At 71.3% G+C, this 24,688-nt stretch carries 19 protein-coding genes and 1 tRNA gene; 16 read left to right on the top strand and 4 right to left on the bottom strand.

Annotated features, from left to right (window positions below; all coding sequences use genetic code 11):
- Window positions 1-74 precede the first annotated feature (74 nt).
- The 10 genes from ABD948_RS07670 (at window position 75) to ABD948_RS07715 (ending at window position 12,174) form a co-directional block, all read left to right on the top strand.
- On the top strand, window positions 75-3,155 hold the full coding sequence (locus tag ABD948_RS07670) for a UPF0182 family membrane protein (RefSeq protein ID WP_345264284.1): 3,081 nt from the start codon (window positions 75-77) through the stop codon (window positions 3,153-3,155).
- 104 nt (window positions 3,156-3,259) lie between these two features.
- A tRNA-Met gene (locus tag ABD948_RS07675) sits at window positions 3,260-3,333 on the top strand.
- Between the two features lie 314 nt (window positions 3,334-3,647).
- Window positions 3,648-4,058 (top strand): hypothetical protein, encoded by a 411-nt coding sequence (locus ABD948_RS07680; RefSeq protein ID WP_345264286.1) that lies wholly within the window; start codon window positions 3,648-3,650, stop codon window positions 4,056-4,058.
- On the top strand, window positions 4,055-6,415 hold the full coding sequence (locus tag ABD948_RS07685) for a helix-turn-helix domain-containing protein (protein WP_345264288.1): 2,361 nt from the start codon (window positions 4,055-4,057) through the stop codon (window positions 6,413-6,415). Before ABD948_RS07680 ends, ABD948_RS07685 begins: the two co-directional genes overlap by 4 nt.
- A gap of 109 nt (window positions 6,416-6,524) precedes the next feature.
- Window positions 6,525-9,035 carry a heavy metal translocating P-type ATPase gene (locus tag ABD948_RS07690; protein WP_425576538.1) on the top strand — a complete coding sequence of 837 codons (2,511 nt, stop codon included), beginning with the start codon at window positions 6,525-6,527 and terminating at the stop codon, window positions 9,033-9,035.
- A gap of 28 nt (window positions 9,036-9,063) precedes the next feature.
- A complete protein-coding gene (locus ABD948_RS07695; protein ID WP_345264290.1) occupies window positions 9,064-9,585 on the top strand; it encodes a DUF6153 family protein in 522 nt (173 codons plus the stop codon).
- A gap of 123 nt (window positions 9,586-9,708) precedes the next feature.
- Window positions 9,709-10,350, top strand: coding sequence for a DUF305 domain-containing protein (locus ABD948_RS07700; RefSeq protein ID WP_345264292.1), 642 nt, complete (start codon window positions 9,709-9,711; stop codon window positions 10,348-10,350).
- A 144-nt stretch (window positions 10,351-10,494) separates the two neighbouring features.
- On the top strand, window positions 10,495-11,055 hold the full coding sequence (locus ABD948_RS07705; protein ID WP_345264294.1) for a hypothetical protein: 561 nt from the start codon (window positions 10,495-10,497) through the stop codon (window positions 11,053-11,055).
- Window positions 11,056-11,140: 85 nt separating this feature from the next.
- Entirely contained in the window at window positions 11,141-11,755 is a 615-nt protein-coding gene (locus ABD948_RS07710) for a TSUP family transporter (RefSeq protein WP_345264296.1), read from the top strand.
- Window positions 11,756-11,838: 83 nt separating this feature from the next.
- Window positions 11,839-12,174, top strand: coding sequence for a YnfA family protein (locus tag ABD948_RS07715; RefSeq protein ID WP_345264298.1), 336 nt, complete (start codon window positions 11,839-11,841; stop codon window positions 12,172-12,174).
- A 252-nt stretch (window positions 12,175-12,426) separates the two neighbouring features.
- On the opposite strand, the gene ABD948_RS07720 is transcribed toward ABD948_RS07715, so the two are convergent.
- Window positions 12,427-12,726 (bottom strand): DF family (seleno)protein, encoded by a 300-nt coding sequence (locus ABD948_RS07720; protein ID WP_211732882.1) that lies wholly within the window; start codon window positions 12,724-12,726, stop codon window positions 12,427-12,429.
- A gap of 149 nt (window positions 12,727-12,875) precedes the next feature.
- Between ABD948_RS07720 and ABD948_RS07725 the strand changes: the two genes are divergently transcribed.
- A complete protein-coding gene (locus ABD948_RS07725; protein WP_345264305.1) occupies window positions 12,876-13,406 on the top strand; it encodes a DinB family protein in 531 nt (176 codons plus the stop codon).
- Window positions 13,407-13,653: 247 nt separating this feature from the next.
- Here ABD948_RS07725 and ABD948_RS07730 read toward each other — a convergent pair whose 3' ends face one another.
- Entirely contained in the window at window positions 13,654-15,789 is a 2,136-nt protein-coding gene (locus ABD948_RS07730; protein ID WP_345264307.1) for a hypothetical protein, read from the bottom strand.
- A gap of 297 nt (window positions 15,790-16,086) precedes the next feature.
- Between ABD948_RS07730 and ABD948_RS07735 the strand changes: the two genes are divergently transcribed.
- Complete coding sequence (locus ABD948_RS07735; protein WP_345264309.1) at window positions 16,087-16,908, top strand: resuscitation-promoting factor; 822 nt, start codon at window positions 16,087-16,089, stop codon at window positions 16,906-16,908.
- A gap of 134 nt (window positions 16,909-17,042) precedes the next feature.
- Entirely contained in the window at window positions 17,043-19,220 is a 2,178-nt protein-coding gene (locus ABD948_RS07740) for a glutamine synthetase III family protein (RefSeq protein WP_345264311.1), read from the top strand.
- A 115-nt stretch (window positions 19,221-19,335) separates the two neighbouring features.
- Here the strand turns inward: ABD948_RS07740 and ABD948_RS07745 are convergent, their stop codons facing one another.
- Window positions 19,336-20,178, bottom strand: coding sequence for a Rossmann-fold NAD(P)-binding domain-containing protein (locus tag ABD948_RS07745; protein WP_345264313.1), 843 nt, complete (start codon window positions 20,176-20,178; stop codon window positions 19,336-19,338).
- A gap of 9 nt (window positions 20,179-20,187) precedes the next feature.
- Window positions 20,188-20,622, bottom strand: a complete 435-nt coding sequence (locus ABD948_RS07750; RefSeq protein WP_345264315.1) for a DUF6314 family protein — start codon at window positions 20,620-20,622, stop codon at window positions 20,188-20,190.
- A gap of 61 nt (window positions 20,623-20,683) precedes the next feature.
- Here ABD948_RS07750 and ABD948_RS07755 point away from each other — a divergent pair, with 61 nt between their 5' ends.
- Genes ABD948_RS07755 through ABD948_RS07765 form a run of 3 tightly spaced genes read left to right on the top strand, consistent with a single transcriptional unit; the run spans window position 20,684 to window position 24,686 of the window.
- Entirely contained in the window at window positions 20,684-21,982 is a 1,299-nt protein-coding gene (locus ABD948_RS07755; protein ID WP_345264316.1) for an SWIM zinc finger family protein, read from the top strand.
- Window positions 21,983-21,984: 2 nt separating this feature from the next.
- Window positions 21,985-23,556, top strand: a complete 1,572-nt coding sequence (locus ABD948_RS07760; protein WP_345264318.1) for a DUF5691 domain-containing protein — start codon at window positions 21,985-21,987, stop codon at window positions 23,554-23,556.
- Complete coding sequence (locus ABD948_RS07765) at window positions 23,553-24,686, top strand: ATP-binding protein (RefSeq protein ID WP_345264320.1); 1,134 nt, start codon at window positions 23,553-23,555, stop codon at window positions 24,684-24,686. Before ABD948_RS07760 ends, ABD948_RS07765 begins: the two co-directional genes overlap by 4 nt.
- Window positions 24,687-24,688 lie beyond the last annotated feature (2 nt).

The raw sequence follows: 24,688 nt of genomic DNA on the forward strand, positions 1-24,688 counted from the left end.
TGAGCACGACCCGTCACCGCCGGCCCCGCCGCGCGCGACACGGCCCTACCCCCTGACGAGAAAGAGGAGGACCGGTGAGCGAACTGTTCGACGAGGAGCAGCGCGACCAACCCCCCGCGCGCCCGACCCGTCGACCGCGAGCCCTGGTGATCACCGCCGTCGTGCTGGTGGTCGCGTTCTTCGGCGTCACGGCGTTCGCCAACATCTACACCGACCGGCTGTGGTTCCGCTCGGTCGACTACGGGCAGGTCTTCAGCACCCTGATCTGGACGCGGATCCTGCTGTTCGTGGCGTTCTCCGTGGTGATGGCGCTGGCCGTGGGCGCGAGCATCTGGCTGGCCTACCGCTACCGGCCGCTGTTCCGGCCGCAGTCGCCCGAGCAGACCAACCTGGACCGCTACCGCGACGCCGTGACGCCGATCCGCACCTGGCTGCTCCTCGGGGTGGCCGCCGTCGTCGGCGCCTTCGCGGGTGCCTCCGCGGTGGGGCAGTGGCGCACCTTCCTGCTGTGGCGCAACTCCCAGCCCTTCGGCAGCGACGACGCCTACTTCAACCGCGACATCGGCTTCTTCGTCTTCGAGCTGCCCTGGCTGCACTACCTCGTCGACTTCGTGATGGCGGCCGCGATCGTCTCGCTGATGGCGGCCGCGGTCGTGCACTACCTCTACGGCGGCATCCGCCTGCAGGCCACGCACGACCGGCTCTCGGGTGCCGCGCAGGTGCAGCTCTCGACCCTGCTCGGCGTCTTCGTGCTGGCCAAGGGCGTGGACTACTACCTGGACCGCTTCGACCTGGTCAACGAGAACCGGCGGCTGTTCACCGGCATGAACAACGCCGCGGAGAACGCGGTGCTCCCGGCCAAGAACATCCTGATCGGTGTCGCGGTCATCTGCGCGCTGCTGTTCTTCGTCAACATCTGGCGGCGCACGTGGCAGCTGCCCGTCGTCGGGCTGGCGCTGCTGGCGCTCTCCTCGATCCTGCTGGGGATGATCTGGCCGGCGATCGTGCAGCAGTTCCAGGTGCGGCCCTCGGAGGCCGACAAGGAGGCGCCCTACATCCAGGCCAACATCGACGCCACGCGCGCGGCCTACGACCTGGAGGGCGTCGAGACCCAGGACTACTCCAGCAACACCGTGAGCTCCGACCAGTTCGGCAGCGTGCTGCAGCAGATCAGCACCGCGCCGCTGGTGGACCCGCGCCTGGTGCGCCGCACGTTCGAGGAGAACCAGCAGGGTCGTGCCTACTACTCGGTGGCGCCGGTGCTCGACGTCGACCGCTACGACATCGACGGCACCGAGCGCGCGCTCGTGCTGGGTGTGCGCGAGCTCGACCAGGAGGGCCTGAACGAGGGCGACCGCAACTGGTCGAACCTGCACACCGTGTACACCCACGGCTCGGGGATCATCGCGGCGTTCGCCAACCAGCGCAACGAGGCCAACATCGAGCAGGGCGCCGAGACCGAGCGTGAGGGCGCGGCGTGGGCCGAGGGGCGTCAGCCCGGCCAGGACGCGCTGACGACGCTCAGCGGCGGCTACGAGGAGCGCATCTACTTCGGTGAGCTGAGCCCCGAGTACTCGGTGGTGGGCAAGCCGAGCGAGGACGCCCCGAGCGTCGAGCTGGGCCTGGCGGGCTCCGAGGGCGACGACGAGGAGCGCACCACCTACGACGGTGAGGGCGGCGTCGGCGTCGGCGGCTTCTTCAACCAGTTCATGTACGCGGTGAAGTTCGGCGAGCCGAACTTCATCCTCTCGGGCCGCGTGAACGACAACTCCGAGGTGCTCTACATCCGCAACCCGCACGAGCGGGTCGAGAAGGTGGCGCCCTGGCTGACCGTCGACGACGACGCCTACCCGGCCGTCGTGGACGGGCGGGTGCTGTGGATCCTCGACGGGTACACCACCACCGACCGCTACCCGAACAGCCAGCGCGAGTCGTTCGAGACCATGACCGACGACTCGCTGCAGGACGACCTCGGCCTGCAGACGCTGCCGACCGACGAGATCAACTACATGCGCAACGCCGTCAAGGCGACGGTGGACGCCTACGACGGCACGGTCACCCTCTACGAGTGGGAGGAGGACGACCCGATCCTGCAGGCCTGGAAGGGTGCCTTCCCCGACTCGGTGGTCTCCTCCGAGGAGATGCCGGCCGAGCTGATGGAGCACCTGCGCTACCCCGAGGACCAGTTCAAGGTGCAGCGCTACCAGTTCGCGCGCTACCACGTGACCGAGGCCAGCGACTGGTACCAGGGCAACGACCGCTGGGAGGTCCCCACGGACCCCTCGAGCAACGGCAACAGCCTGCAGCCGCCGTACCGGCTCTTCGCCAACCCCGACGGCAACACCGACGGCGCCAACACCTGGGCGCTGACGACGGTCTTCACGCCCTTCCAGCGCGAGAACCTGGCCGCGTTCATGTCGGTGAACTCCGACGCCACGTCGGACGACTACGGGCAGATGTCGGTGCTGCAGCTGGCCAACACCGCGGACGCACCGGGCCCGGGCATCGTGGCCAACGAGTTCGAGCAGGACACCTCGGTGCGTGACTTCCTGCGCGACTTCACGGTCGGCAACACGCCCCCGGTGTTCGGCAACCTGCTGACGCTGCCGGTCGACGACGGATTCCTCTACATCCAGCCGGTCTACGCGCTGCGCCAGGGTGAGGGTGCCTTCCCGATCCTGCAGCGGGTGCTCGTCTCCGACGGCGACAAGGTGGGCATCGGCGAGAATTCCTCGACGCTGACCGCCTCTTTGGCCGACATGCTCGACGTCGACGCGCCGCCGAACGCGACGCCCGACCCCGGCACCCCGCCGGACGGCGGCGAGGGCGAGCCGCAGGAGCCCCAGCAGCCGCAGGGCAGCCTGGACCAGCAGATCACCGACCAGCTGGAGCGCATCCAGACGGCGATCGACGACGCCGCCGAGGCCCTCGACGCCGGCCGCCTGGCCGACTACCAGGAGGCCAACGAGCGGGCGGCCACGCTGTTCGACCAGCTGCAGGACCTGATCGCCCAGCGCGACGCCGCCCAGGGTGGCGGGGCCGCGGGTAGCCAGGACGGCCAGGGCGACGGCGCCACCGGGGGAGCGGGCGAGGAGAGCACTGCTCCCAGCGAGACGCCCGCTCCCGAAGAGGACGCCTCGAACGCAGCCGGCTGATCCCGTCCCCGCCCGGTGCGCCGCCCTCGTGGTGGTGTGCCGGGCGGGGGAGCGGGGGCCGATTTGGCCGCCCGGTTCGGCTTGTGTAACGTTGGGTTCACCGACGCGGGGTGGAGCAGCTCGGTAGCTCGCTGGGCTCATAACCCAGAGGTCGCAGGTTCAAATCCTGCCCCCGCTACAAAAGAATCGAAAGATTCACACCTTGGCCCCCACATCTTGTGGGGGCCAAGCGCATTTCAGACCACATCTAGTGGCTCGAGGTGCCTTCTCAAGGCCAATTGTCGGCTTGATTGTGGGTGGCACGCCCCTGGTGAACCCGGTCGCACCAGGTGCGCCCCACCTCCGATCCACGCTCACAGCGCCTTGGCTCGCGTGCCGGACCTGGGGCGAGCTGGGGCGACCGGGGGCGCCCGGAGTGGCCTCCCGAGGAGGATTGAGCCCGACCGGTGGCGGGCATTGCGGGACTCCGAACGCGCCGGACGGTCCCCCCACATGAGCGCACCGATGAAGCCCGGCGCCACGACGCCGGCCCACTACAGCCCCGACACGACCCTCACCCTCAGCGAGATCGCCGACCTCACCGGCCGCGACATCAAGACCATCAAGACCTGGAACGACTCCGGCAAGGGCCGCTGGCCCAACGCCACCCAGGACGAGACCGGCCGCAAGACCTGGCGTGTCCCGGTCAGCGACCTCCTCGCCTCCGGCGACCTCGACCCCTCGCGGGTTGCGCAGGTCGAGAACGAGCTCGCCGCCCGCCGCGAGTCCAAGGAGACGAAGGCCCTGCGCGAGCAGGTCATCCGCCTCGAGGAGCAGCTCACCGCAGCCGTCGCGCTCGCCGACGAGCGCTCCGCCACCATCGCCATCCTCAAGAACCTCGTCCGCAAGGGCGGTGCAGCATGAGCCGCCCGCTGAAGGGGTCCAAGAAGCTGACGGACAAGGGCTGGACCGCCAGCCTCCCCATCCACCGCGGCGCCACCAAGCGCCAGACCTACACCTTCACCGCCGAAGAGGCCGCCGACCGCTGGATCGCAGCGGGCATCCCCGCCATCGAGAACGGCACCGACCTGCCGGTCCCTGACGCCGAGAGCCGCGTCGCAGGCAAGCGGAGCACCAAGACCGGAACTGCCTTCCGCACGATGGCGGACCCGTGGCACACCGAGTACTACAGCGAGCTGAAGCGCGCGAAGCACGACCTTTCGACGGCCACCAAGGGCCACATCAAGCGCATCGAGGCCTTCATGAACCAGCGGGGTCTGGTGATGGAGACGATGGTGCGTGACGAGGTGAAGGCGCTGCAGGCGTCTCTCACCCGCTCGACGACCGAGGCCACGGTCACGATCCCCGAGGGAGTCGACCCCACCGGTCTCGTCACGATGGCGGAGGCCCTGGAACTTCCCGGAATGGCGTCGAAGTCGACCCTCAAGCGGCGCAAGGCCGACGGCGTGCTCGTCCCCGTCGACCCCACGGCAGCCGTGCACCGCTTCCGCGTCGCAGACCTCTACAGCGAGGCCGTCCTGGGTCCGACTGGTGAGCTCCGCCGCGGACCGCGCACCAACGGCAGCCTCTCGCAGGACGTCGCCAACGACGTCATGTGGGCCTACAACGAGGTGTGCAAGTACGCCCTCGACCACGGCGTCGACGTCCCGCAGGACCGCACCAGCCTGAAGATGCACCGCACCGACAGGGCCCCCAGTGCGCCGCGCCAGCCCGTCAGCCTTAGCCGGTGCGCGGACATCGCCTCCCGCCTGCACGTCGTGCACCAGCTCGTCCTCTGGCTCATGCGCATCCTCGGCCTCCGCATCGGTGAGGCCTACGGCATCCGCGTGTACGACGTCCTCGACCAGGGTGCGGGGCAGTGCGGCGCCGTGGCCGTCAAGGCACAGGGCGGCAAGAAGTTCACGCAGACCGCCCCGGACGGCACGACGCACACGAGCGACCACACGGACGACCTCAAGACCAGGAACTCCGCCCGCGTGCTCGTGGTCCCGCCCACGCTGATGGACCTCATCCGCACCACCATCGCGGTCTTCCACACCGACGCCGACGGCGTGATCCGCCAGGACGCCCGACTCATCCCGGGTCTCACGCGACGCAACGCCGGCGGACAGGAGGCCTTCCGCGCGGCCCTCGCCGGAGCCGCCGAGGCGGTGAGAGTCGACTGCACCACAGAGGAGGACGTCATCGACGAGGTGTTCTCGTGCCAGCCCCACGACATGCGCCGCACGATCCTGTCCGACCTCGACCGCCTCGAGGTCAAGGACAGCCACACGCGACGGTTCGCCGGCCACCTGCCCGGCACCGCCGTCCTGCACCGCCACTACCTGCTCGACGACCCGAAGCTCCGGCCGGCCAGGGCCATCGCCGTCCTCATCGAGGGTGAGCTCAGCGCCAACCTGCCGGCCGGGCTGCTTCTTCCCACGACGGTCCGCTGCACCACAGGCAACCAGCCCGCCCTGCAGAAGGACGGGCTCCGCATCGACGCCGAGCTCGCCGAGCTCGGCTGGCTCGTGCTCATGACGAACGAGGGCGGCGAGCCGCTCCTGGGCTCGGCCGAGGCGGCACAGCTCTGGGACGTCACGCCCAAGACCGCGCGCCTCTGGATGGCTGAGGGTCGCATCCCGTCGATCCCGTGCGGTGGCCGCGGGACGGGCCAGGAGCGGCGCGTACGTCTCTCAGACGCCATGTCGCTGCGCGAGCGGCTGAGGGCCCAGATCACGCTCGTGCGGCTGGCCGAAGAGGTGGAGACGACCTACCACACGGTCTACCAGCTGGTCCGCGCCAAGGGGCTCGAGCTCGAGGCCTGGGGCGAGCGGGACTACATCGTCCCGCCCGCGACCACCACCGTGCTGCGCGAGCACTACGCGCACCAGGCCGAGCTGCACCGCCGCGCAGTGCCGTACTCCGTCGCCGCGAAGGAGCTCGGGACGACTGTGGCTGCGGTCGAGCACCGCGTGAAGGACGGAATGCTGGACCAGGACGAGCGCGCCCATGACGGTCGCCGCATGGTCACCCGCAAGAGCCTCGCCGAGGCCACCCAACAGCCGGTTCGCCGGCGCACTCCCAAGGTCCGCGACGACCTGATGACGTGGGCCGAGGTGTCGGCCGCAACCGGACTGGCGGGCGCCGACATCGACGCGCTCGTTGCGGACGGCCTGCTGGTGCGTGTGCAGCACCAGCGTCGACGCCACGTCACTCGGGTCAGCGTGCTGAGGTACCTCGTCGAGCACGACCCCTCACGCCTCGCGCTGGCCGTCTGACGGGCCAGGCTCGAGACCCCGAGCTCCACACGACCGATGAGGCGATTCGGCTCGCGTGGAGGGTCGTGGGGCGCCGCTCTCAGAGTGGCTTGTTGTTGCGCAGCGCGAGGTGAACGGCACCCGGAAAAAGGTGCCTACGACCCTTGACCGCATACCCCCTAGGGGTATGGTGGGAGACATGAACGCGCACATGCACGAGTCGGACACGGCCACGACGCACCAGGTCACGGACCCGGTGTGCGGAATGAGCGTCGACCCGGCCGCGACCGAGCACACGCTCACCCACGAGGGGCAGGAGTTCTACTTCTGCTCGGCCAGCTGCAAGGACAAGTTCCAGGCCACGCCCGACCGGTACGCAAGCCGCGACCGGCACGGCAAGTACGACCAGCACGACCAGCACGACCAAGCCGGGAACGCTCGCACGCACGCCGGACACCCTGCGACGGCCAGTGGCATTGCCCCGCCCACGCCCGGCGAGGGGGAGGCAGTGGAGTACACGTGCCCGATGCACCCCGAGATCCGCCGACCCGGCCCCGGAGCGTGCCCCATCTGCGGCATGGCGCTGGAGCCGGTGATGGTCACGGTCGACTCGGGCCCGTCGCCGGAGCTGCGCGACATGACCCGCCGGTTCTGGTTCGGCGTGGCCCTGTCCATCCCCGTCGTCATCCTCGGCATGGGCCGCGACCTCATCGAGCCGCTGCACGACGCCGTCTCCGCCACCACGTCCGCGTGGATCCAACTCGCGTTGGCCACACCGGTGGTCCTGTGGGCCGGGTGGCCGTTCTTCACCCGCGGCTGGGCGTCGGTACGCACCATGAAGCTGAACATGTTCACGCTCATCGCGATGGGCACCGGCGTCGCCTGGCTGTTCTCCGTCGTCGCAACGGTGGCCCCGGGCATCTTCCCCGCCGCGTTCCGCGAAGACGGCGCCGTCGACGTGTACTTCGAGGCCGCCGCCGTCATCACCACCCTCGTCCTGCTCGGTCAGGTCCTCGAGCTACGCGCCCGCGAAGCGACCTCAGGGGCCATCAAGGCCCTTCTCGACCTGTCTCCGAAGACGGCCCGGCGGCTGCGTGACGACGGCACCGAGGAGGAAGTGACCCTCGACCAGGTCCAGCTCGGCGACCTGCTCCGCGTCCGCCCCGGCGAGAAGGTCCCTGTCGACGGTGTCGTCGAGGACGGGAAGTCAGCCGTCGACGAGTCCCTGATCACTGGCGAGTCCATGCCCGTGACGAAGGAGCCGGGTGACAACGCGATCGGCGGCACCCTCAACTCCACCGGGGCGCTCCTCGTGCGCGCCAGCGCGGTCGGTCGCGACACCATGCTCGCCCGCATCGTGCAGATGGTCGCTGAAGCGCAACGCTCCCGTGCGCCCATCCAGCGCACCGTCGACAAGGTGTCCGCGGTGTTCGTGCCCGCCGTCATCAGCATCGCCGTGCTCGCGTTCATCATCTGGGCCCTCGTAGGGCCCGACCCGAAGCTCGCCCACGCGCTGGTCGTCGCCGTCAGCGTCCTCATCATCGCCTGCCCGTGTGCCCTCGGCCTGGCCACGCCCATGTCCATCATGGTCGGCGTCGGTCGAGGCGCGCAGATGGGCGTGCTCATCAAGAACGCCGAAGCACTCGAACGGATGGAGAAGGTCGACACCGTTGTCGTCGACAAGACCGGCACGCTCACCGAGGGCAAGCCGGCCGTCGTCGCCGTCGAGCCGGCCACCGGTCACGACGCACGTGAGCTGCTTCGCCTCGCGGCTGCGGTCGAGAACGCCTCCGAGCACCCGCTCGCCCGCGCCATCGTCGACAAGGCCCAAGCCGACATGGTCGACCGGGGCGATGACTCCACGCGGTTGCCTGAGGTGGCTGACTTCGACGCCCCGGCCGGCAAGGGCGTCCTCGGCACCGTCGACGGCCGCAAGGTGCTCATCGGCACCGCAGGGTTCCTCACCAGCCAGAACATCGACCCGGGCGGCCTGACCGAGACGGCCGACCGACTGCGCCGCACCGGCGCGACTGCCGTCCTCGTCGCCGTCGACGGCACCCCCGCCGGTGTCATCGGCATCGCCGACCAGGTCAAGGCCACCACCCCCGCCGCGCTGGCCGCGCTGCGCAAGGAGGGCATCGAGGTCATCATGCTCACCGGCGACAACCAGGTCACCGCGCAAGCCGTCGCAAGCGAGCTCGGCATCGACCGGGTCGAGGCCGAGGTGTTGCCCGACCACAAGGCCGACGTCGTCAACAAGCTCCGTGCCGAGGGCCGCGTGGTCGCGTTCGCCGGCGACGGCGTCAACGACGCCCCCGCTCTCGCCGCCGCCGACGTCGGCCTCGCCATGGGCACCGGCACCGACGTCGCGATGGAGTCCGCCAGCGTCACCTTGCTACGCGGCGACCTCAACGGGATCGCCCACGCCCGCCAGCTCTCCCATGCGGTGATGCAGAACTTGCGAGTCGGGCTCGGCGCGGCATTTCTCTATAATTCCGCGGGCGTCCCCATCGCCGCCGGCGTGCTCTATCCGGCGTTCGGGTGGCTGCTGTCGCCGGTCATCGCCGCGGCCGCGATGGCGTTGTCCTCGGTCAGCGTCATCATCAACGCGCTACGGCTGCGCACCCAGAAGCTGGGGTGAGACCAGCGGCTCCGTACCATCGAGAACGATGAAGCCAGTGCCTTCCACCGCCGTCAGCGCCCGCAGGCGAGCCCTGCGGGCGCTGACGACGGCTGGGCAGGGCGCCGGCCAGGGCTGGCTGGCCGCGCTCGTGGCGGCCCTGGTCCTCGGCATCCTCGGCATGCACGCACTCGCGAGCCACGGCACTCCCACCGCACCCGCAGCCGCGTCGAGCGCGATGAGCATGCCGGGCATGACCGCCGTCCACGAGGCGGCCATGACCTTCGGCGACTCGCACGCCGCGCGCCCCCACCACGCGTCAGCCGCTCAGCTCTCGGACCACTCCAGCGCCGGCTCTGGGTCCGGCCACGGCATGGCCGGCATGGTCATGCTGTGCGTCGTGATGCTCGCCGCAGCCGGCCTCACGCTCCTGGCGGTGCTCGCCGCGGGACTCTTCCGGCCGCTGCTTCCGGTCGCGTTCATGCCCGCCGCAGTACGCGCGCGGGCGCTTCAGTGGGTGCGTGGCACCGGCCCACCCCACGAATGGCAGTTCTCCGTCATCAGGTGCTGACAGGCCCTGCGACCACCCGCCACCGCTGACCTCGACCGTCGAGTTCGACTTTTCGACAGCAGCGTCCGGCCGGGTGTCGCCTCCGCCTGCCCACACCACCCACCTGACTTCTGGAGAACTTCCATGCACGCCAAGAACAAGACCCGCACGCGCGCGCTCAGCGCGTTCGCGCTCACCCTCGCCCTCGGCGCCGGCCTCACCGCCTGCGGCGACGACACCAGCGACGCGGCCGGCCAGGCCGAGGTCAGCACCACCGAGCACAACGACGCCGATGTCGCCTTCGCCAGCGACATGATCACACACCACGCGCAGGCGCTCTCGATGGTCGACCTGACCCTGAAGCGAGAGCTCGACCCCGAGGTCCAGGCCCTCGCCGAGGACATCCGCGACGCACAGGGCCCTGAGATCGAGACCATGGCCGACTGGCTCACGAAGTGGGGTGAGGACGTCCCGGCGACCATGCGCGACCACGTCAACTCCGGTCATGACATGGGCGACATGTCCGACACCATGGACGACATGGGCCATGACGACATGCCCGGCATGATGACGGCCGAGGAGATGAACGAGCTCGAGGACGCTCCGGACTCCGACTTCCAGGACATGTGGCTCGAGATGATGGTCGAGCACCACGAAGGCGCCATCGAGATGGCCGAGACCGAGCAGGCCGACGGCCAGTTCAAGGACGCCGTCGACCTCGCCGGTCAGATCATCGACGCCCAGAAGCAAGAGATCGAGACCATGAAGGACCTGCTCGGCTCCTGAGTCGCGGCGCGCGCGGACGCCACCCTCACCGGTGGCGTCCGTCCGTCGATTCCACCGCCGCATCCCCCCATCCCGCGTCCCGGCCCTGGGCCGACCAGCCTCACGCCCGGACGCCTCGGACACCCACCTGCAGAAGAAGGCCTCATGAAGACACCCCTGGCGGCCGTCGCCGTCACAGCAGCCCTCGCCCTCACCCTGACCGGCTGCAGCAAAGCCGCCGGCCCGACCAGCTCGTCCGGTTCGAGCTCCTCGGATACGGCCGAGGTCACGCCTGACGCCACGTCCCTCCCGCCGTGTCCCGCACCCGGCGACGTTCCCGCCCGGGTCGCCGCCGCCGGCCTCGACCTCGGCCCGATGGGCACCGCCGAGCACTACCACCCCCACCTGGCCATCATCGTCGGCGGAGAACCGGTCCCCGTCGCGCCCAACATCGGCGTCGACCCCGCCACCGGCGCGATGTCCGCGGTCCACACCCACGAGGGCGACGGCACCATCCACATCGAAGCTCACACGGTCGGGGAGACGTTCACCCTCGGACAGCTGTTCACCCAGTGGGGCGTCGCGCTGACCCCCACCCAGGTCGGGGGCGTGAAGGCGAAGGCTCCGGAGATGGTGAGGGTCACCAGCAACGGGACCCCGGTCGCCGGAGACCCAGTCGACCTGCGCCTCGAGCCCGACCAGCAGATCGAGCTCAGCATCGGGTGAGTTCGCCGGCACGGTGACGCCGCCCGGGGTAGCCGTACCCAGGTCCAGCGCTGGCAGGATGCGCCTGCGGACGAGGGGAGTCGGTGTGGACTGGCAGCGGGACTTGGTGGGCCTGGTGGCTGGGTTCGTGCTTGCGACGGTGACCACGCCGGTGGGTGTGTCCGGGGCGGTGTTCCTGCTCCCGGTCCAGTTGTCGGTGCTCCACGTGCCGAACCCGCGGGTGACCCCGACGAACCTGCTCTTCAACGTCATCTCCGGCCCCGGTGGGCTGGCGCGCTACCGGCGGCGCGGGCAGTTCGACCGCGCGCTGACGCGTCAGCTGCTGGCGGGTTCGGTGCCTGGGGTGCTCCCCGGTCGGCATCGGGCTGGCCATCGCGTCGCTGGCCACGACGCCGACAGCGGCGCCACGGGCGACCGGCCCGGCAACCATCACCTCGTCGGCGCCGCAGCAGCCGCCTGTGCCGTGTGCTGCGCAGCTCCCATTGTCGGGTTCCTCGGTGTGGCCGGCTCCGCCGCCACAGCGGTCACGCTGGCGTTCGCCGGTGTCGTGTTCGCCTTCGTCGTCGGCCTGCTCACTGTCGCCGCCGTGCTCACCCGCCGTGCACGCGTGCGACGCATGTCCTGTGCGCCAGCCGACCCAACCGCCAGCTGCCCTGAGCTCGTCGAGCTCGGACCCACGCGCACCACCGACGACGCCTGACCTCTAGCTCGAACGAGAGCTCCAGACTCGACCACAGCGCGGCCGTCGCCACGCGGCCGCACCCTGGTTGGGAGACTGCACGCATGACCGTCGCGAAGTCCCTGCTCCTGTTCGCCCTCGCAGCCGTCGCCGAAATCGGCGGCGCCTGGCTCGTGTGGCAAGGCGTTCGCGAGCACCGCGGCTGGCTGTGGGTCGGCGCCGGCGTCATCGCACTGGGTCTGTACGGGTTCGTCGCAACGCTCCAGCCCGACGCGAACTTCGGTCGCATCCTCGCCGCGTACGGCGGCGTGTTCGTCGCGGGTTCGCTGGCGTGGGGCATGGTCATGGACGGGTTCCGGCCCGACCGCTACGACATCGTCGGAGCGCTCGTGTGCCTGGTCGGGGTCGCCGTCATCATGTACGCGCCCCGACCCGCCTGACCGGTTCGCAGGACCCCAGACAGCGCTTGATCTACCGCGGGCCGCCGGCGGCGGCGTGCTCGACCTCGCCTTGGGTTTCAGGCTCCGCGAGCTTGTGACGCCACGGGAACACCCACCGGAACAGGCTCAGGCCGGGACGGCGGCACCAGCAGCCCTCCGGACATCCGCAACACCTCGCTCCGAGAGCTTCCGCAACGCGAGTGCCTCCGGCTACCGCGACGTACGCCCCGACCACGACGAGGAGACCCTTCCTCACGACAACGCCTCCACGAGCTGCTCGACCTCCGGTGAGCCCCTCAGGCCAGCCGGCGTGGGGTACATGCGGCACGACAGTCCGACCTGTTCGCCGCCAGTGACGAACGGGTCTCGTCCGTTGATGCGGATGCTGGGAGAGCCGATGAAACCCAGCTCGCCGGCCTGCTCGGGGGTCTCGACGCACCGCCGGTGCACGGTGACGTCATCCCGGCCCGCCAGAGAGAGCGCCTCCTGGAGGCGCTGGTCCGCGACCTGCCAGTTCGGGCACCCGTCGAAGTACAACAGCTCGACCTGCACGTAGAGCTCCTCATCGGTTTGAGCTGGAGACGGCTCGGCTTTGTCTCTGGACCTCCACTGTCCCACCTGGGTGCCGAGTCGACACCCCTCGCCAGCAACGGTACGTGGTTGCTGTTCTCAGGGGGGTTCCGCAGGCGGGAGACTGCCTCATGGTGTCGCAAGAGCCGGTCGACCGGGCGAGCATCCACGCCGAGCTGGAGCGGGTGCGCATCGACCTGCACCAGCTCGTCTCTCGCGCCACCCCGGACGACCTACGCCGACGAACGAACGGGACCCGGTGGTCGAACGGTCAGATGCTGTGGCACATGGCGTTCGGGTACCTGATCGTCCGTCGGCTGCTTCCGCTGGTGCGGCTCCTCCGACAGCTACCGGACCCGTTCAGCCGCACCTTCGCCGCCACCTTGAACGCGGGCACACGACCCTTCCATCACATCAACTACGCGGGTGCTGTCGTCGGCGCCCTGGTCTTCCACGGTCCTCGGCTGACCCGTCAGTTCGACCGCACCATCGACTGGCTTCATCGACACCTGGACGTCGAGTCCGACGCGGCGATGGCCCGTGGGATGCACTTCCCGGTCGACTGGGACCCGTTCTTCCAAGAGACGATGACGCTCGAGCAGGTCTACCGCTACGCGACGCAGCACTACGACTTCCACCGCGCGCAGCTCACGCTCGAGTAGGCCCGCTTCGGCTCAGGCTAGGACGGAGGGCGGCAGCTCGATGTCGGAGACGAGCTCGAGGAGGAGCGTGGGGACGCGGCCGCCGATGTCGCCGATGGTGGGCGCGCAGGGTCTCCTCGTCCTGGCCGCCCGGGTCGGCGACCGGCCAGTCGATGTCCTTCACGTCGGGCACGTAGGGGCTTTCTTGCGCCACAAGGCTGCGCTTCCCAGCCCCCTCCTCGCCATCACACGAGAAGGAGGGCCGGCCTCATCGGGGACTTGAGATGGTGCGCGGAGCCTCCCGGAGGCTCCCGCCGCCGCCGGCGCTGGTCCAGCGCCCGAGGTACGTGGCCGGGTACTGCGTCACCGGCCAGGCGCCGTCCTCGGCGGGCGTGCGACGGCAGTGCGAGCAGATGACGCCGTAGCCGCTGGCCGCGACCTCAGGGAGTAGTGAGGCATGGTCGGCGTAGCGACGACGTCGGCACTTGCCATGCGGGCACGGGATCGCCTTGACGTGCGACTTGGCCTGGTTGGCGTACGCCAGGTAGATGGGCCGTGTGAAGCCTCCGGATCGCCGCTGCGGCTTCACCAGCTCCCGGACCTCGTCCTCGGTCTTGCCCAGGGCTAGTGCGACGTCGAGGATGGGGAGGCCGTGCTGGCGGGTAGGTGTGTCGACGGTGAGCAGGGCGATGGCGTCGGTGATCCAGACGGTGTCGTCCGGGACCGCAGCGTCGCCCCACGCCAGGCCCGGATCGGTGTAGGTCGAACGAAGCCGCTCCGTGTAGGCGCTGGTGAGCGACTTCGTGCCGTCGTCTGCTGCCCGCGTCACCCATCGGTGGAGCTCTTGGCGGACCTCGGCGATCGGGTGGTCGACGAGGGCGCACTTGGCTCCGCGTGAGGTGACGCCGTTGGCCACCAGCCAGGGCATGACACGCTTCTTCAGCAGCGTCGCGCGGGTCACCTGCAGCAGGTCTGCCGTTGCGGTCAACTCGCGGCCTTCCTCGAAGAGGTAGCGCACGACGGTGTCGGTGTTGGCGAGGTTGCGTCCGGTGCGGGTGCGGACGTTGCGGATCCGGCCGGTGAGGGGGAGCTGGGCGTGTGCGCCGGACGCGAGTGGGAGCAACGCGGTGCAGGACCACAGGACGTCCTCACCGTCGACATGGAAGCGCCATTCGATGAAGGTCTCGTCGCACAGGGTGCCGAACTTGGAGGGGCTTTCTCCGTTGTTTCGTGCCGCGGACTCGAGTCCGGCTACGAGGTGGACAGCGACGGAGACGTCGGTGTGGTCGTGTCGCACAGTGGCGGATCCGGACTCGTGCTTGCGGATCTTCGCCTTGAGCCGTTCGATCTCAGCGTCGTACGCGGCGACCTTCGTCTTCACCTCGGTGACCTGGGCTGCATAGGCCTTGGCCTCGTCCTCGTCGCCTGCTGCTGCGCTGATGGCTGCCATCGTGCGGTGCCCCTTGATCTCGCCCTCCAGCGGCGTCCTAGCCGGTGTCTTCAGTGCGATCTGGTGGCGCCAGGTCGTGGTGGGGTCGGCGTCGTCGCTGCGTCGCTGCGCCTCTGTGAGCTGGGCGATCGTGGTGGGGTCCAGCAGGCTCCTCACACCGTGGTCGAGGCGGGAGGCGACGGAGGCCTCGAGCTCGATCAGGGAGAACGTTGCGGCGGTGTGGTCGGGGCGGCTCTCACCCACGCCGAAGTAGGACCAACCGCGGCCGGTACGGCTGCCCGCAGCGGCCGACTCACGCCGGAACAGCAGGATGGCGTTGGCGCGCCCACTGGTGTTCACGCGGGCCTGCACGCCCCACTGCGTGGGCTCGTCGTCGTACTTCGACCCGAAGTGGCCGGGCGAGACGACCCAGTTCGGGAAGCACTGCAGCGCGCGGCGAGTCGACGTGTGGTGAGCCTGTCCACCGGTGGGTGCCTTGGGAGCTCGGAGCTCGCGCAGGAGCCGCGCGGCCACTTGGCGGCAGACACGGTCAGGAACTCCGAAGCGGGGGATCTCGTTGCCCTCCTCGTCCGTGGGCCACTCCCAGGGCGCAGAAAGGACGTCGAAGTACCCGTACTCGTCGAGGTCGTCGCGGTAGGTGGCCGGGATGCCGTCGAGGACGATGTTGCGGCCCCGGATGTCGTTGTTGAGGCGCCGGAAGTACCGGCCCGTCCGGATGAGCTCGACCTTCGCGATGAAGAAGCGGACGTCGGCATCGAAGACCTCGGCGGGGTCCTCGCCCTCCAGGTAGCGGGCGATGTCGAGATCGGTGAGGCCCGGGCGTTGTGCATGTCGGGCGCTGTACGGGTGGCTCCCAGGGCGGCCGTGCTCCCTCAAGTTGCTGCGCCGGGTGCACGTCGGTAGAGAGAGCGCGGACCTGCTGTCTGCAGCGTCGGCCGACGAGGTCAGCCACACGTGCTGGCCACTGCTGTGTGAATCCTCACGGCCTCCACCCGGGATCCTGATTGGCAGCTGTCGACGGGCCCCGGTTACGTTGCTGGGGGTGCCCGTGGCCGCACCATCCAGGACAGCGATGCGCGCGTGGCGCGCGTCTGCGTGACCAGTGCCAGCCCGTACCGGGTCGGCTGACCACCCACCCGATCCGCATGCCCTGCCAAGACCGAGTCCGTCCTGGACCCGCCGAGCCGCGCGCCCGTGGTCGATCCGGCTGCCTGACCGCAGCCGTCCCCTACGTGCTCGAGGAGCTGTTGCATGTCCCACCCCCAGGTTCGACGTGGTCTCGTGGCGCTCGCCACCTCCGCCGTCGTCTCCCCGCTCGTCCCCGCGGCCACCGCCGGTGCCGCTGCCCCCGCAACCGGCGACGGCGACAGCGCTGTCACGGCCGCCAGGCAGGCGACCACCAAGGTCCGGCTGCGGGTCGCCAACCAGGAGCCGCGCTCGGTCAGCACCACGCGCTCCTACGCAGCCGGTCTGCTGCGCGACGAGAACGTCACGAAGAAGCGCAAGGACATCGTCGAGGTGCGCCGGAACGGCCGCGTGGCCAAGCCCGCCAACCGCCAGCTGCGCCAGGGCGACGTCGTCCGCCTCGTGCGGGTGACCACGGTGGTCAACACCGCACGCAAGCCCATCGCCCCGCGCACGGTCGAGCAGTACACGACGAAGCTGAAGCCCGGTCGCCGCGAGGTCGTGGCCAAGGGCCGCCCCGGCGCCAAGTTGGTCATCATCAAGCGCACCCGGCACAACTACGAGGTGGTCGACACCGACCGGGCCCAGCGCGTGCTGCGCGCCCCGAAGCCGCGCCGCGTGCTCGTCGGCCGCTCGGCGCGCTTCGTGCCCGGCACCAACCACCTCAACTGGGGTGCGCTGGCCAACTGCGAGTCCGGCGGCAACCCGCGCGCCGTCAACCCGGCCGGCTACTACGGGCTCTACCAGTTCGACACCGGCACCTGGCGCTCGGTCGGCGGCTCCGGCCTGCCCTCGCGGGCCTCGGCACCGGAGCAGACCTACCGCGCCAAGCTGCTCTACAAGCAGCGCGGCCGCTCGCCGTGGCCGTCCTGCGGGCGTCTGCTCTGAGGTAGCCGGGGTCGGGGGCAGCGGTGGTCGTGGCCCGGTGTGACGGCGGCGAAACAACCGCGTGACACGGCGCGCCTAGCGTGCGGGGCAGCAGCCCCCCCACGCCACCACTCGGGCCACCACCAGGAGCACCCTTGACCGCCAACCAGGTCCGCCGCGACGCCATCACCGCCGTGGCCGCCGCCGTGCCGCCGGCCTACTCCTTCGACCCCGGCGAGGAGCCGGGTGCGATCTTCGGCGAGAACGTGTTCAGCCTCAGCGTGATGCAGAAGCGGCTGCCCAAGGGCGTCTACCGCTCCGTGCTGGCCACGATCGAGAAGTCGGTGGCGCTCGACCCGGCGGTGGCCGACGCCGTCGCCTCGGCGATGAAGGACTGGGCGCTGGAGAAGGGCGCCACGCACTACGCGCACGTCTTCTACCCGCTGACGGGCCTCACGGCGGAGAAGCACGACAGCTTCCTCGACCCCGTGGGCGACGGCACCGCCTTCGCGAGCTTCTCGGGCAAGACGCTGATCCAGGGCGAGCCCGACGCCTCCTCCTTCCCCAACGGCGGTCTGCGCAACACCTTCGAGGCGCGCGGCTACACCGGCTGGGACGTGATGAGCCCGGCCTACGTGCTGGAGAACCCCAACGGCAACACCCTGTGCATCCCGACGATCTTCATCTCGATGACCGGCGACGCGCTGGACCACAAGACGCCGGTGCTGCGCAGCCAGCAGGCCATGTCGACGCAAGCCCGCCGCGTGCTGGAGCTGTTCGGTCACACCGACCCCGACAACGTCGTGGCCTACTGCGGCCCCGAGCAGGAGTACTTCCTGGTCGACCGGCACTTCTACGACGCCCGGCCCGACCTGATCAACGCCGGTCGCACGCTCTTCGGCGCGAAGCCGCCCAAGGGTCAGGAGTTCGACGACCACTACTTCGGCGCCATCCCCGAGCGGGTGCTGGCCTTCATGTGCGACACCGAGCGCGAGCTGTTCAAGCTCGGCATCCCCGCCAAGACCCGCCACAACGAGGTCGCCCCCGGTCAGTTCGAGGTCGCGCCCATGTTCGAGCGCGCCAACGAGGCCAGCGACCACCAGCAGCTCACGATGACGACGTTCCGCGCCGTCGCCAAGAAGCACGGCATGGAGTGCCTGTTCCACGAGAAGCCCTTCGACGGCGTCAACGGCTCGGGCAAGCACGTCAACTTCTCCATCGGCAACAGCGAGCTCGGCTCGCTGCTGGTGCCTGGCGACACCCCGCACGACAACGCGCAGTTCCTGGTGTTCTGCGCCGCGGTGATCCGGATGGTGCACCTGCACGGCGGGCTGCTGCGGGCGTCGGTCGCCTCGGCCAGCAACGACCACCGGCTCGGCGCCAACGAGGCCCCGCCGGCGATCATCTCGATCTTCCTCGGCGACCAGCTCGCCGACGTCTTCGACCAGGTGGCCAAGGGCGGTGCCACGCACTCCAAGGAGAAGGGCACGCTCATCATCGGCGTCGACACGCTGCCCGACCTCACGAAGGACGCCGGAGACCGCAACCGCACCAGCCCGTTCGCCTTCACCGGCAACCGCTTCGAGTTCCGCGCCCCGGGCTCCAACCAGACCGTCGCGGCGCCCATGGTCGTGCTCAACACGATCATGGCCGAGGCGCTCGACCACTGCGCCACGGTGCTCGAGACCGCGGTGGGCGCCGGCACCGACTTCAACAAGGCAGTCCAGCAGCTGCTCGCCGAGATCGTGGCCGACCACGGCGCGGTGATCTTCAACGGCAACGGCTACTCCGACGAGTGGCCCGTCGAGGCCGAGCAGCGCGGGCTGAAGAACCTGCGCACCACCGTCGACGCGGTGCCCGAGCTCATCACCGCCGAGGCGGTCGAGCTGTTCGGGCGCTACGGCGTCTTCTCCGAGCGCGAGATGCACAGCCGCTACGAGATCAGTCTCGAGCAGTACATCCTCTCGGTCACCGTGGAGGCCAACCTGACGCTCGAGATGGGCCGCACGACCGTGCTGCCCGCCGCCGTCCGCTACCAGACCGAGCTCGCCACCAACGCCTCCGCGCTGAAGGAGGCCGGCCTCGAGCCGGACCTCGGGGACCTCCAGGTCGTCAGCGGCCTGGTGGCCGACCTGCGCAGCGGACTCGCGCAGCTCGTCGAGGCGGTCGGCCACGAGCACGACGACGACGCGCTGGTCACCGCCACCGCGATCCGCGACGGCGTGCTGCCCGCGATGGCGGCCGTGCGCACCGCGGCCGACGCCCTCGAGGGGGTCGTGGCCGACGACCTGTGGTCGCTGCCGACCTACCAGGAGATGCTCTACCTGCTCTGAGGGTCTGGAGGCGTTTGGGTCACCGGATCTCGATACGCGCCCTCCCTCGTTCCTCGGGAGGGCGCTACTCGATCACCGGGTGAGGAGGCGGGGGCGGCTCGATCCCCTTTCCCGATCACCGGGTGGATGAGGCGTAGCCCTCGCGGTGGCTCGGGTACTGCGGCTCCCAGCCGGTGGCACGCAGCCGCGCGTTCGAGATCCGCTTGCCGTGCGCCCTCGCGGGGTCGGCGGCGGGGGGAGCGGGGGCACCGATCCGCCGGGCGATCTCGGCCGCGACCTCGCCCAGCAGCGCGGGCTCGTCGTCGTTGCCCAGGTAGACGTCGGCGGGAGGGTCGTCGCGGGTGAGCAGGTGCACCGCGGCCGCGGCGGCGTCGTCGCGGTGGATCCGGTTGGTCCAGCGCTCGACGTCGTCGACCTCACCGGCGGCGACCCGCTCCACCATCCGCGAGGGGGCGGCGCCGTCGTAGAGGCCCGAGCAGCGCAGCACCGTGCCGCCGGGCAGGCGCTCGGCGAACAGCCGCTCGGACTCCAGCAGCATCCGCGCGGGTCCGTCGGCGGGGGTGGGCTCCAGGTCCTCGTCGACCAGCGTGCCGTCGGGCACCTCGCCGTACACGCCCGTGGAGGAGACCAGGACGGCGCGCTCCGGCCGCTTCCCGGCCGCTTCGACGGCGTCGAGCGCGCGGCGGAGCCCCTCGACGTAGGTGGCCCGGTAGGACTCCTCGCTGCGTGGCCGCGCGGTCAGGGCGACCACGAGGTACCGCAGGTCGAGCGACGGGAGAGACGGCGTCTCGGCGGTGAGGTCGACCGACAGGGCCTGCAGCGGGGCCGGCACGAGGTCGGCGCGTCGGCGCAGCGCGAGCACCCGGTGCCCGACGTCGGCGAGCCGGAGGCCGATCCGCGCACCCAGGTCGCCGCAGCCGATCATCAGCACGTCAGCGTCGGTCTGCTCCGTCGTCACACCTCGAGCCTAGTGAGGAGCCGGGCGCGTCCAGGTGGTGGTGAGCAGGTAGTCCTTCGCCGGCCCGGTGCAGTGCCACCGGGTGACCCAGCGCCCCGGCAGGCCATCCAGGTCGTAGTGACCGCGGTAGGTGTCCTCGCCGCACAGGTGCACCACCTCCGTGCCGGGCGCCCAGGGGTGGAAGAGGCGCTCGTCGTCGAAGAGCACCTCCCAGCCGGTGCCGGAGGTGGCAGCGGCGAGCAGGTGGGTGCGCGCCACCGTGCTCGAGCCCCCGGCGCGGCTCCAGGTGCCGGACTCCTCCCACCGCAGCAGCGTCGCGGACTCCCGGGCGACCGACCCGGTGCCGCGGACCTCGCTGCGCTGACCGCTCCGCCGGTCCTCGACCACGCGCTCGAAGTGCCAGTCGCCGAGCAGGCGGTGCGGGGTGGGGCCGGGCTCGTTCATCGTCGACCATCATCGTGCACACCGCTCGGGTGTCGGCGGGGTCGGTCATGATGGGCGCCTCATGACGCGATGGACCCACGAGCAGGTCACGAAGCTGGCCCCCGACGCCGCCGCCCTGGCCGCTGCCCGGCGGCTCGCGGTGCCCTCGCCGTGGAGCGACACCGGCGCCAGCGAGACGCTCGTGTGGGGCCGCTGCCAGGGGTCCGGCAAGACCCCCTACCAGGTGTCGGTCGACATCACCGGGCCCGCGTTCCGCTGCTCGTGCCCGAGTCGCAAGTTCCCCTGCAAGCACGCGCTGGCACTCATGCTGCTGTGGGTCGACGGGCAGGGCACCGTGCCTACCTCCGCCGATGCCGCGGCGTTCGCGGGGGAGTGGGCGGCCCGCCGCGCCGCCACCGCGGCGGCCGAGGCCGCGACACCGGCGAGGAAGGCGCCCGACCCGGCCGCCCGCGCCAAGCGGCTCGAGGAGCGGTTGGCGCTCATGGACGGCGGGGTGGCCGACTTCCGGCTCTGGCTCACCGACCTGGTCCGCGGCGGCACGGCGGCCGCGCGCCAGCAGCCCTACCCGTGGTGGGACGCCGCCGCGGCCCGGCTCGTTGACGTCCAGCTGCCCGGGCTCGCGGAGCAGGTGCGCACCCTGGCCTCCGAGGTGCGGGCCCGCGACGACTGGGCCGAGCACATGCTGGTCGTGCTGGGCCGGTGGTGGGCGATCGCGCACGCCTGGGCGGGTCGGGATGCCCTCTCCGAGCACGAGCTCGGCGACCTGCGCGCCGTCCTCGGCTGGTCCTACCCCAGCGACGCGGTGCTCGCCGCCGACGCCGTCACCGACAGCTGGCTCGTGCTCGGCGCCCACCGCAGCGACGACGGTCGTCTGCAGCAGCAGCGCACCTGGCTGTGGGGCGAGACCACCCACCAGACCCTGCAGGTGCTCGACTTCGCGGCCGGCGGCCAGGCACTGCCCGTGGCCCAGGTCGTCGGCTCCGTGCTGCAGGCCACGGTGGCGCGCTACCCGGGAACCACCGCGCGCCGAGCCCGGTTCGTCGACCAGCCCGCGGCCGTGCGCGACGCCGGCGGGCTTCCCGCCGGCGGCGACCTCGACGACGCCTTCCGCGTCGCGGCCGAGGCCTGGGCCCTCAACGCCTGGGCCACGCGGGTCCCCGTGGTGCTCGACGGCGTGCGCCTGGCAGCCGAGCGCCTCGTCGACGGCGCCGGCCGCTCCGTGCCGCTGCTCCCCGAGGCCCGGCCGTGGTTGGCGCTCGCGGTCTCGGGCGGGGCGCCGGTCACGGTGTTCGCCGAGCTGGAGGAGCGCGGGGCCAGGCTGCTCAGCGTGGAGGTCGAGGGGCAGCTGGTGGCGCTGTGACCGTGAGCGAGCACGACACCCCCACCGACCTCGGCACCGACCTCGGCGCCGACCTCGACCAGTGGTGGCGGCGCCTCGGCTCTGCCGTCCTGGTGGGCACCGCCCGCCGACCCGCACCGTCGGTGACCGACCTTCGGCTCGACGACCTGCCGCTCCGGCCGCCCCCGCAGGCGCGACCCGAGGAGGTGGCGCTCGGGTCCGCGGCCGTCGGCGGCGCGCTGCGCCGGGCCGGCCGGGTGCTCGCGGCCGACGACCTCGAGGTGCCGACCGCCCCGCCCGAGCAGCTCGCCGAGGCACCGGCTCGCGCCTGCCAGCTGCTCACCCTGCTGCTCGAGGCGCCGCCCACCGACGCCGCCGGCACCGAGGACCTGCTGCGGCACTGGTGCGCCGCCGCCCGTGAGGCCGGGGTGCGGGTGCCGCACCGGCTGCTGCCCGCGCTGCTCGACCGGGCCTCCTCCACCGAGCTGCGCGCCGCGGTCTCCGCGGTGGTGGGGGAGCGGGGCCGCTGGCTGGCCGACCAGGCGAGCGCCTGGCGGTGGTTGGAGCAGAGCAGTGCTCTCCAGTCCTCGCTCGACCTCGTCGAGCAGACCCTCGGCGCGCCCGCCGTCGACCCGCACCGGTGGGCGCAGCAGAGCACCACGGCGCGCGCCGCGCAGCTGCGCCGGCTGCGCACCGCCGACCCCGCCGCCGCACGTGACCTGCTGGGCACCACCTGGGCGCGCGACTCCGCCAAGGACCGGCGCACCCTGCTCGAGGCGCTGTGGGTCGGGCTCGGCCCGGACGACGAGGAGCTGCTGGAGGCCGCGCTCGACGACCGCGCCGCCTCGGTGCGCGAGCTCGCCGCCGAGCTCCTGGACGGTCTGCCGGGCAGCCGCCGCGCCTCCCGGATGGCGCAGCGGCTGCGGCCGCTGCTCGGCGAGACCGGGCTGCTGCGGCGCCAGCTCGAGGTGCGGCTGCCCGACGACCCTGACGCCGCAGGCCGTCGCGACGGCCTCACCGCGCCGCCGCGGGGCGTCAGCGCCCGCGGCTGGTGGCTGCAGCGCATCGTGGCCGGCGCCCCCTTCGGGGCGTGGGACGCTCCCGCGGTCAGGACCGTGCTGCGGCTGCGCGACGAGGACGCGATCGCCGGGCTGCGCCGCGCGGCCATCGCCCGCAAGGACGCCGAGTGGGCGCGGGCCCTGCTCGACCGCGGCCCCGACCCGCGGCAGCCCACGACGCCTGAGCTGCTGGGCATCCTGCCGGCGCCCGAGCGCGAGGGCCGCGTGCTCGCCGCGCTGCCCACGACGGCGCCCACCGCGCTCCAGCCCCTGCTCGGCGTCCTGCCCCCGGCGTGGTCGCCGCGGGTCAGCGCCGCCGTGGTCGACCGGCTCGCCGCACTGAAGCCCGAGCAGGTCGGCCCGGCCCTCGAGGCCCTGGTGCCCCGGCTGGTCCGGGGGCTCCACCTCGACTCCGCGCCCGCCCTCGAGCGCTGGCGAGCCCGAGCCCAGCTGCTGCCCCACCACGACAGCCGGATCCGGTCCCTCATCCAGTCCCGCACCCTCCGAGCCACGATCAGCGAGGCCTTCCACCCATGACCGACACCCCCGCACCCACCCCGGCCGGCACCCCCACCGGCACCTCCACCGCCGAGGACCCGCTCCGCGCGCACGCCGAGGACGCCTGGGCCGACGAGCTCGCCGCGCTGGCCGCCAGCGACGACCGGCCGCGCCCGGCCCAGTGGCGGCTCTCGCCGTGGGCGGTCACCACCTACCTGCTCGGCGGCACGCTGCCCGACGGCACCGAGATCAGCCCCAAGTACCTCGGCCAGCGGCGGATCATCGAGGTCGCCGTCGCCACCCTGGCCACCGACCGGGCGCTGCTGCTGCTCGGCGTGCCCGGCACCGCCAAGACCTGGGTCAGCGAGCACCTGGCGGCGGCCATCAGTGGTTCCTCGACGCTCGTGGTGCAGGGCACCGCCGGCACGCCGGAGGAGTCGCTGCGCTACGGGTGGAACTACGCCCGGCTGCTCGCCGAGGGCCCCAGCCGCGAGGCGCTCGTGCCCAGCCCGGTGATGCGCGCGATGGAGACCGGTGCGGTGGTGCGCATCGAGGAGCTCACCCGCATCCCGGCCGACGTCCAGGACGCGCTGATCTCGATCCTCTCCGAGAAGCACCTGCCGGTGCCCGAGCTCGACACCGAGGTGCAGGCGCGCCACGGCTTCAACGTCATCGCCACCGCCAACAACCGTGACAAGGGCGTCAACGACCTCTCCTCTGCGCTCAAGCGCCGATTCAACACCGTGGTGCTCCCGCTGCCCGACTCGCACGCGCAGGAGGTCGAGATCGTGCGCACCCGCGTCACCGCGCTCGGTGCCTCGCTGCGGCTGCCCGCCGACCTCTCCGAGCTCGCCGAGATCGACCGCGTCGTCACCATCTTCCGCGAGCTGCGCTCGGGCGTCACCGCCGACCGCCGCACCACGGTCAAGTCACCCTCGGCCACGCTCTCGACCGCCGAGGCGATCTCGGTGATGGCGAGCGGGCTCTCGCTGGCCGCGCACTTCGGCGACGGCGTCGTGCGGGCCGACGACGTCGCCGCCGGGCTGGTGGGCGCCATCGTCAAGGACCCCGTCCAGGACCGCCTGGTGTGGGAGGAGTACCTCGAGGCCGTCGTCAAGGACCGGCGCGAGTGGGCCGACCTCTACCGCGCCTGCCGCGAGCTGGGCTGAGC

This window comes from Nocardioides nanhaiensis (assembly GCF_039542785.1).
In the GTDB taxonomy this organism is placed as follows: Bacteria; Actinomycetota; Actinomycetes; order Propionibacteriales; family Nocardioidaceae; genus Nocardioides; species Nocardioides nanhaiensis.

Bases quoted from the DNA above. Each gene is read 5' to 3' on its own strand.
- ABD948_RS07680 (WP_345264286.1), top strand. From the start codon at position 3,648: ATGAGCGCACCGATGAAGCCCGGCGCCACGACGCCGGCCCACTACAGC.
- ABD948_RS07685 (WP_345264288.1), top strand. From the start codon at position 4,055: ATGAGCCGCCCGCTGAAGGGGTCCAAGAAGCTGACGGACAAGGGCTGG.
- ABD948_RS07695 (WP_345264290.1), top strand. From the start codon at position 9,064: ATGAAGCCAGTGCCTTCCACCGCCGTCAGCGCCCGCAGGCGAGCCCTG.
- ABD948_RS07700 (WP_345264292.1), top strand. From the start codon at position 9,709: ATGCACGCCAAGAACAAGACCCGCACGCGCGCGCTCAGCGCGTTCGCG.
- ABD948_RS07705 (WP_345264294.1), top strand. From the start codon at position 10,495: ATGAAGACACCCCTGGCGGCCGTCGCCGTCACAGCAGCCCTCGCCCTC.
- ABD948_RS07715 (WP_345264298.1), top strand. From the start codon at position 11,839: ATGACCGTCGCGAAGTCCCTGCTCCTGTTCGCCCTCGCAGCCGTCGCC.
- ABD948_RS07725 (WP_345264305.1), top strand. From the start codon at position 12,876: ATGGTGTCGCAAGAGCCGGTCGACCGGGCGAGCATCCACGCCGAGCTG.
- ABD948_RS07735 (WP_345264309.1), top strand. From the start codon at position 16,087: ATGTCCCACCCCCAGGTTCGACGTGGTCTCGTGGCGCTCGCCACCTCC.
- ABD948_RS07750 (WP_345264315.1), bottom strand. From the start codon at position 20,622: ATGAACGAGCCCGGCCCCACCCCGCACCGCCTGCTCGGCGACTGGCAC.
- ABD948_RS07755 (WP_345264316.1), top strand. From the start codon at position 20,684: ATGACGCGATGGACCCACGAGCAGGTCACGAAGCTGGCCCCCGACGCC.
- ABD948_RS07765 (WP_345264320.1), top strand. From the start codon at position 23,553: ATGACCGACACCCCCGCACCCACCCCGGCCGGCACCCCCACCGGCACC.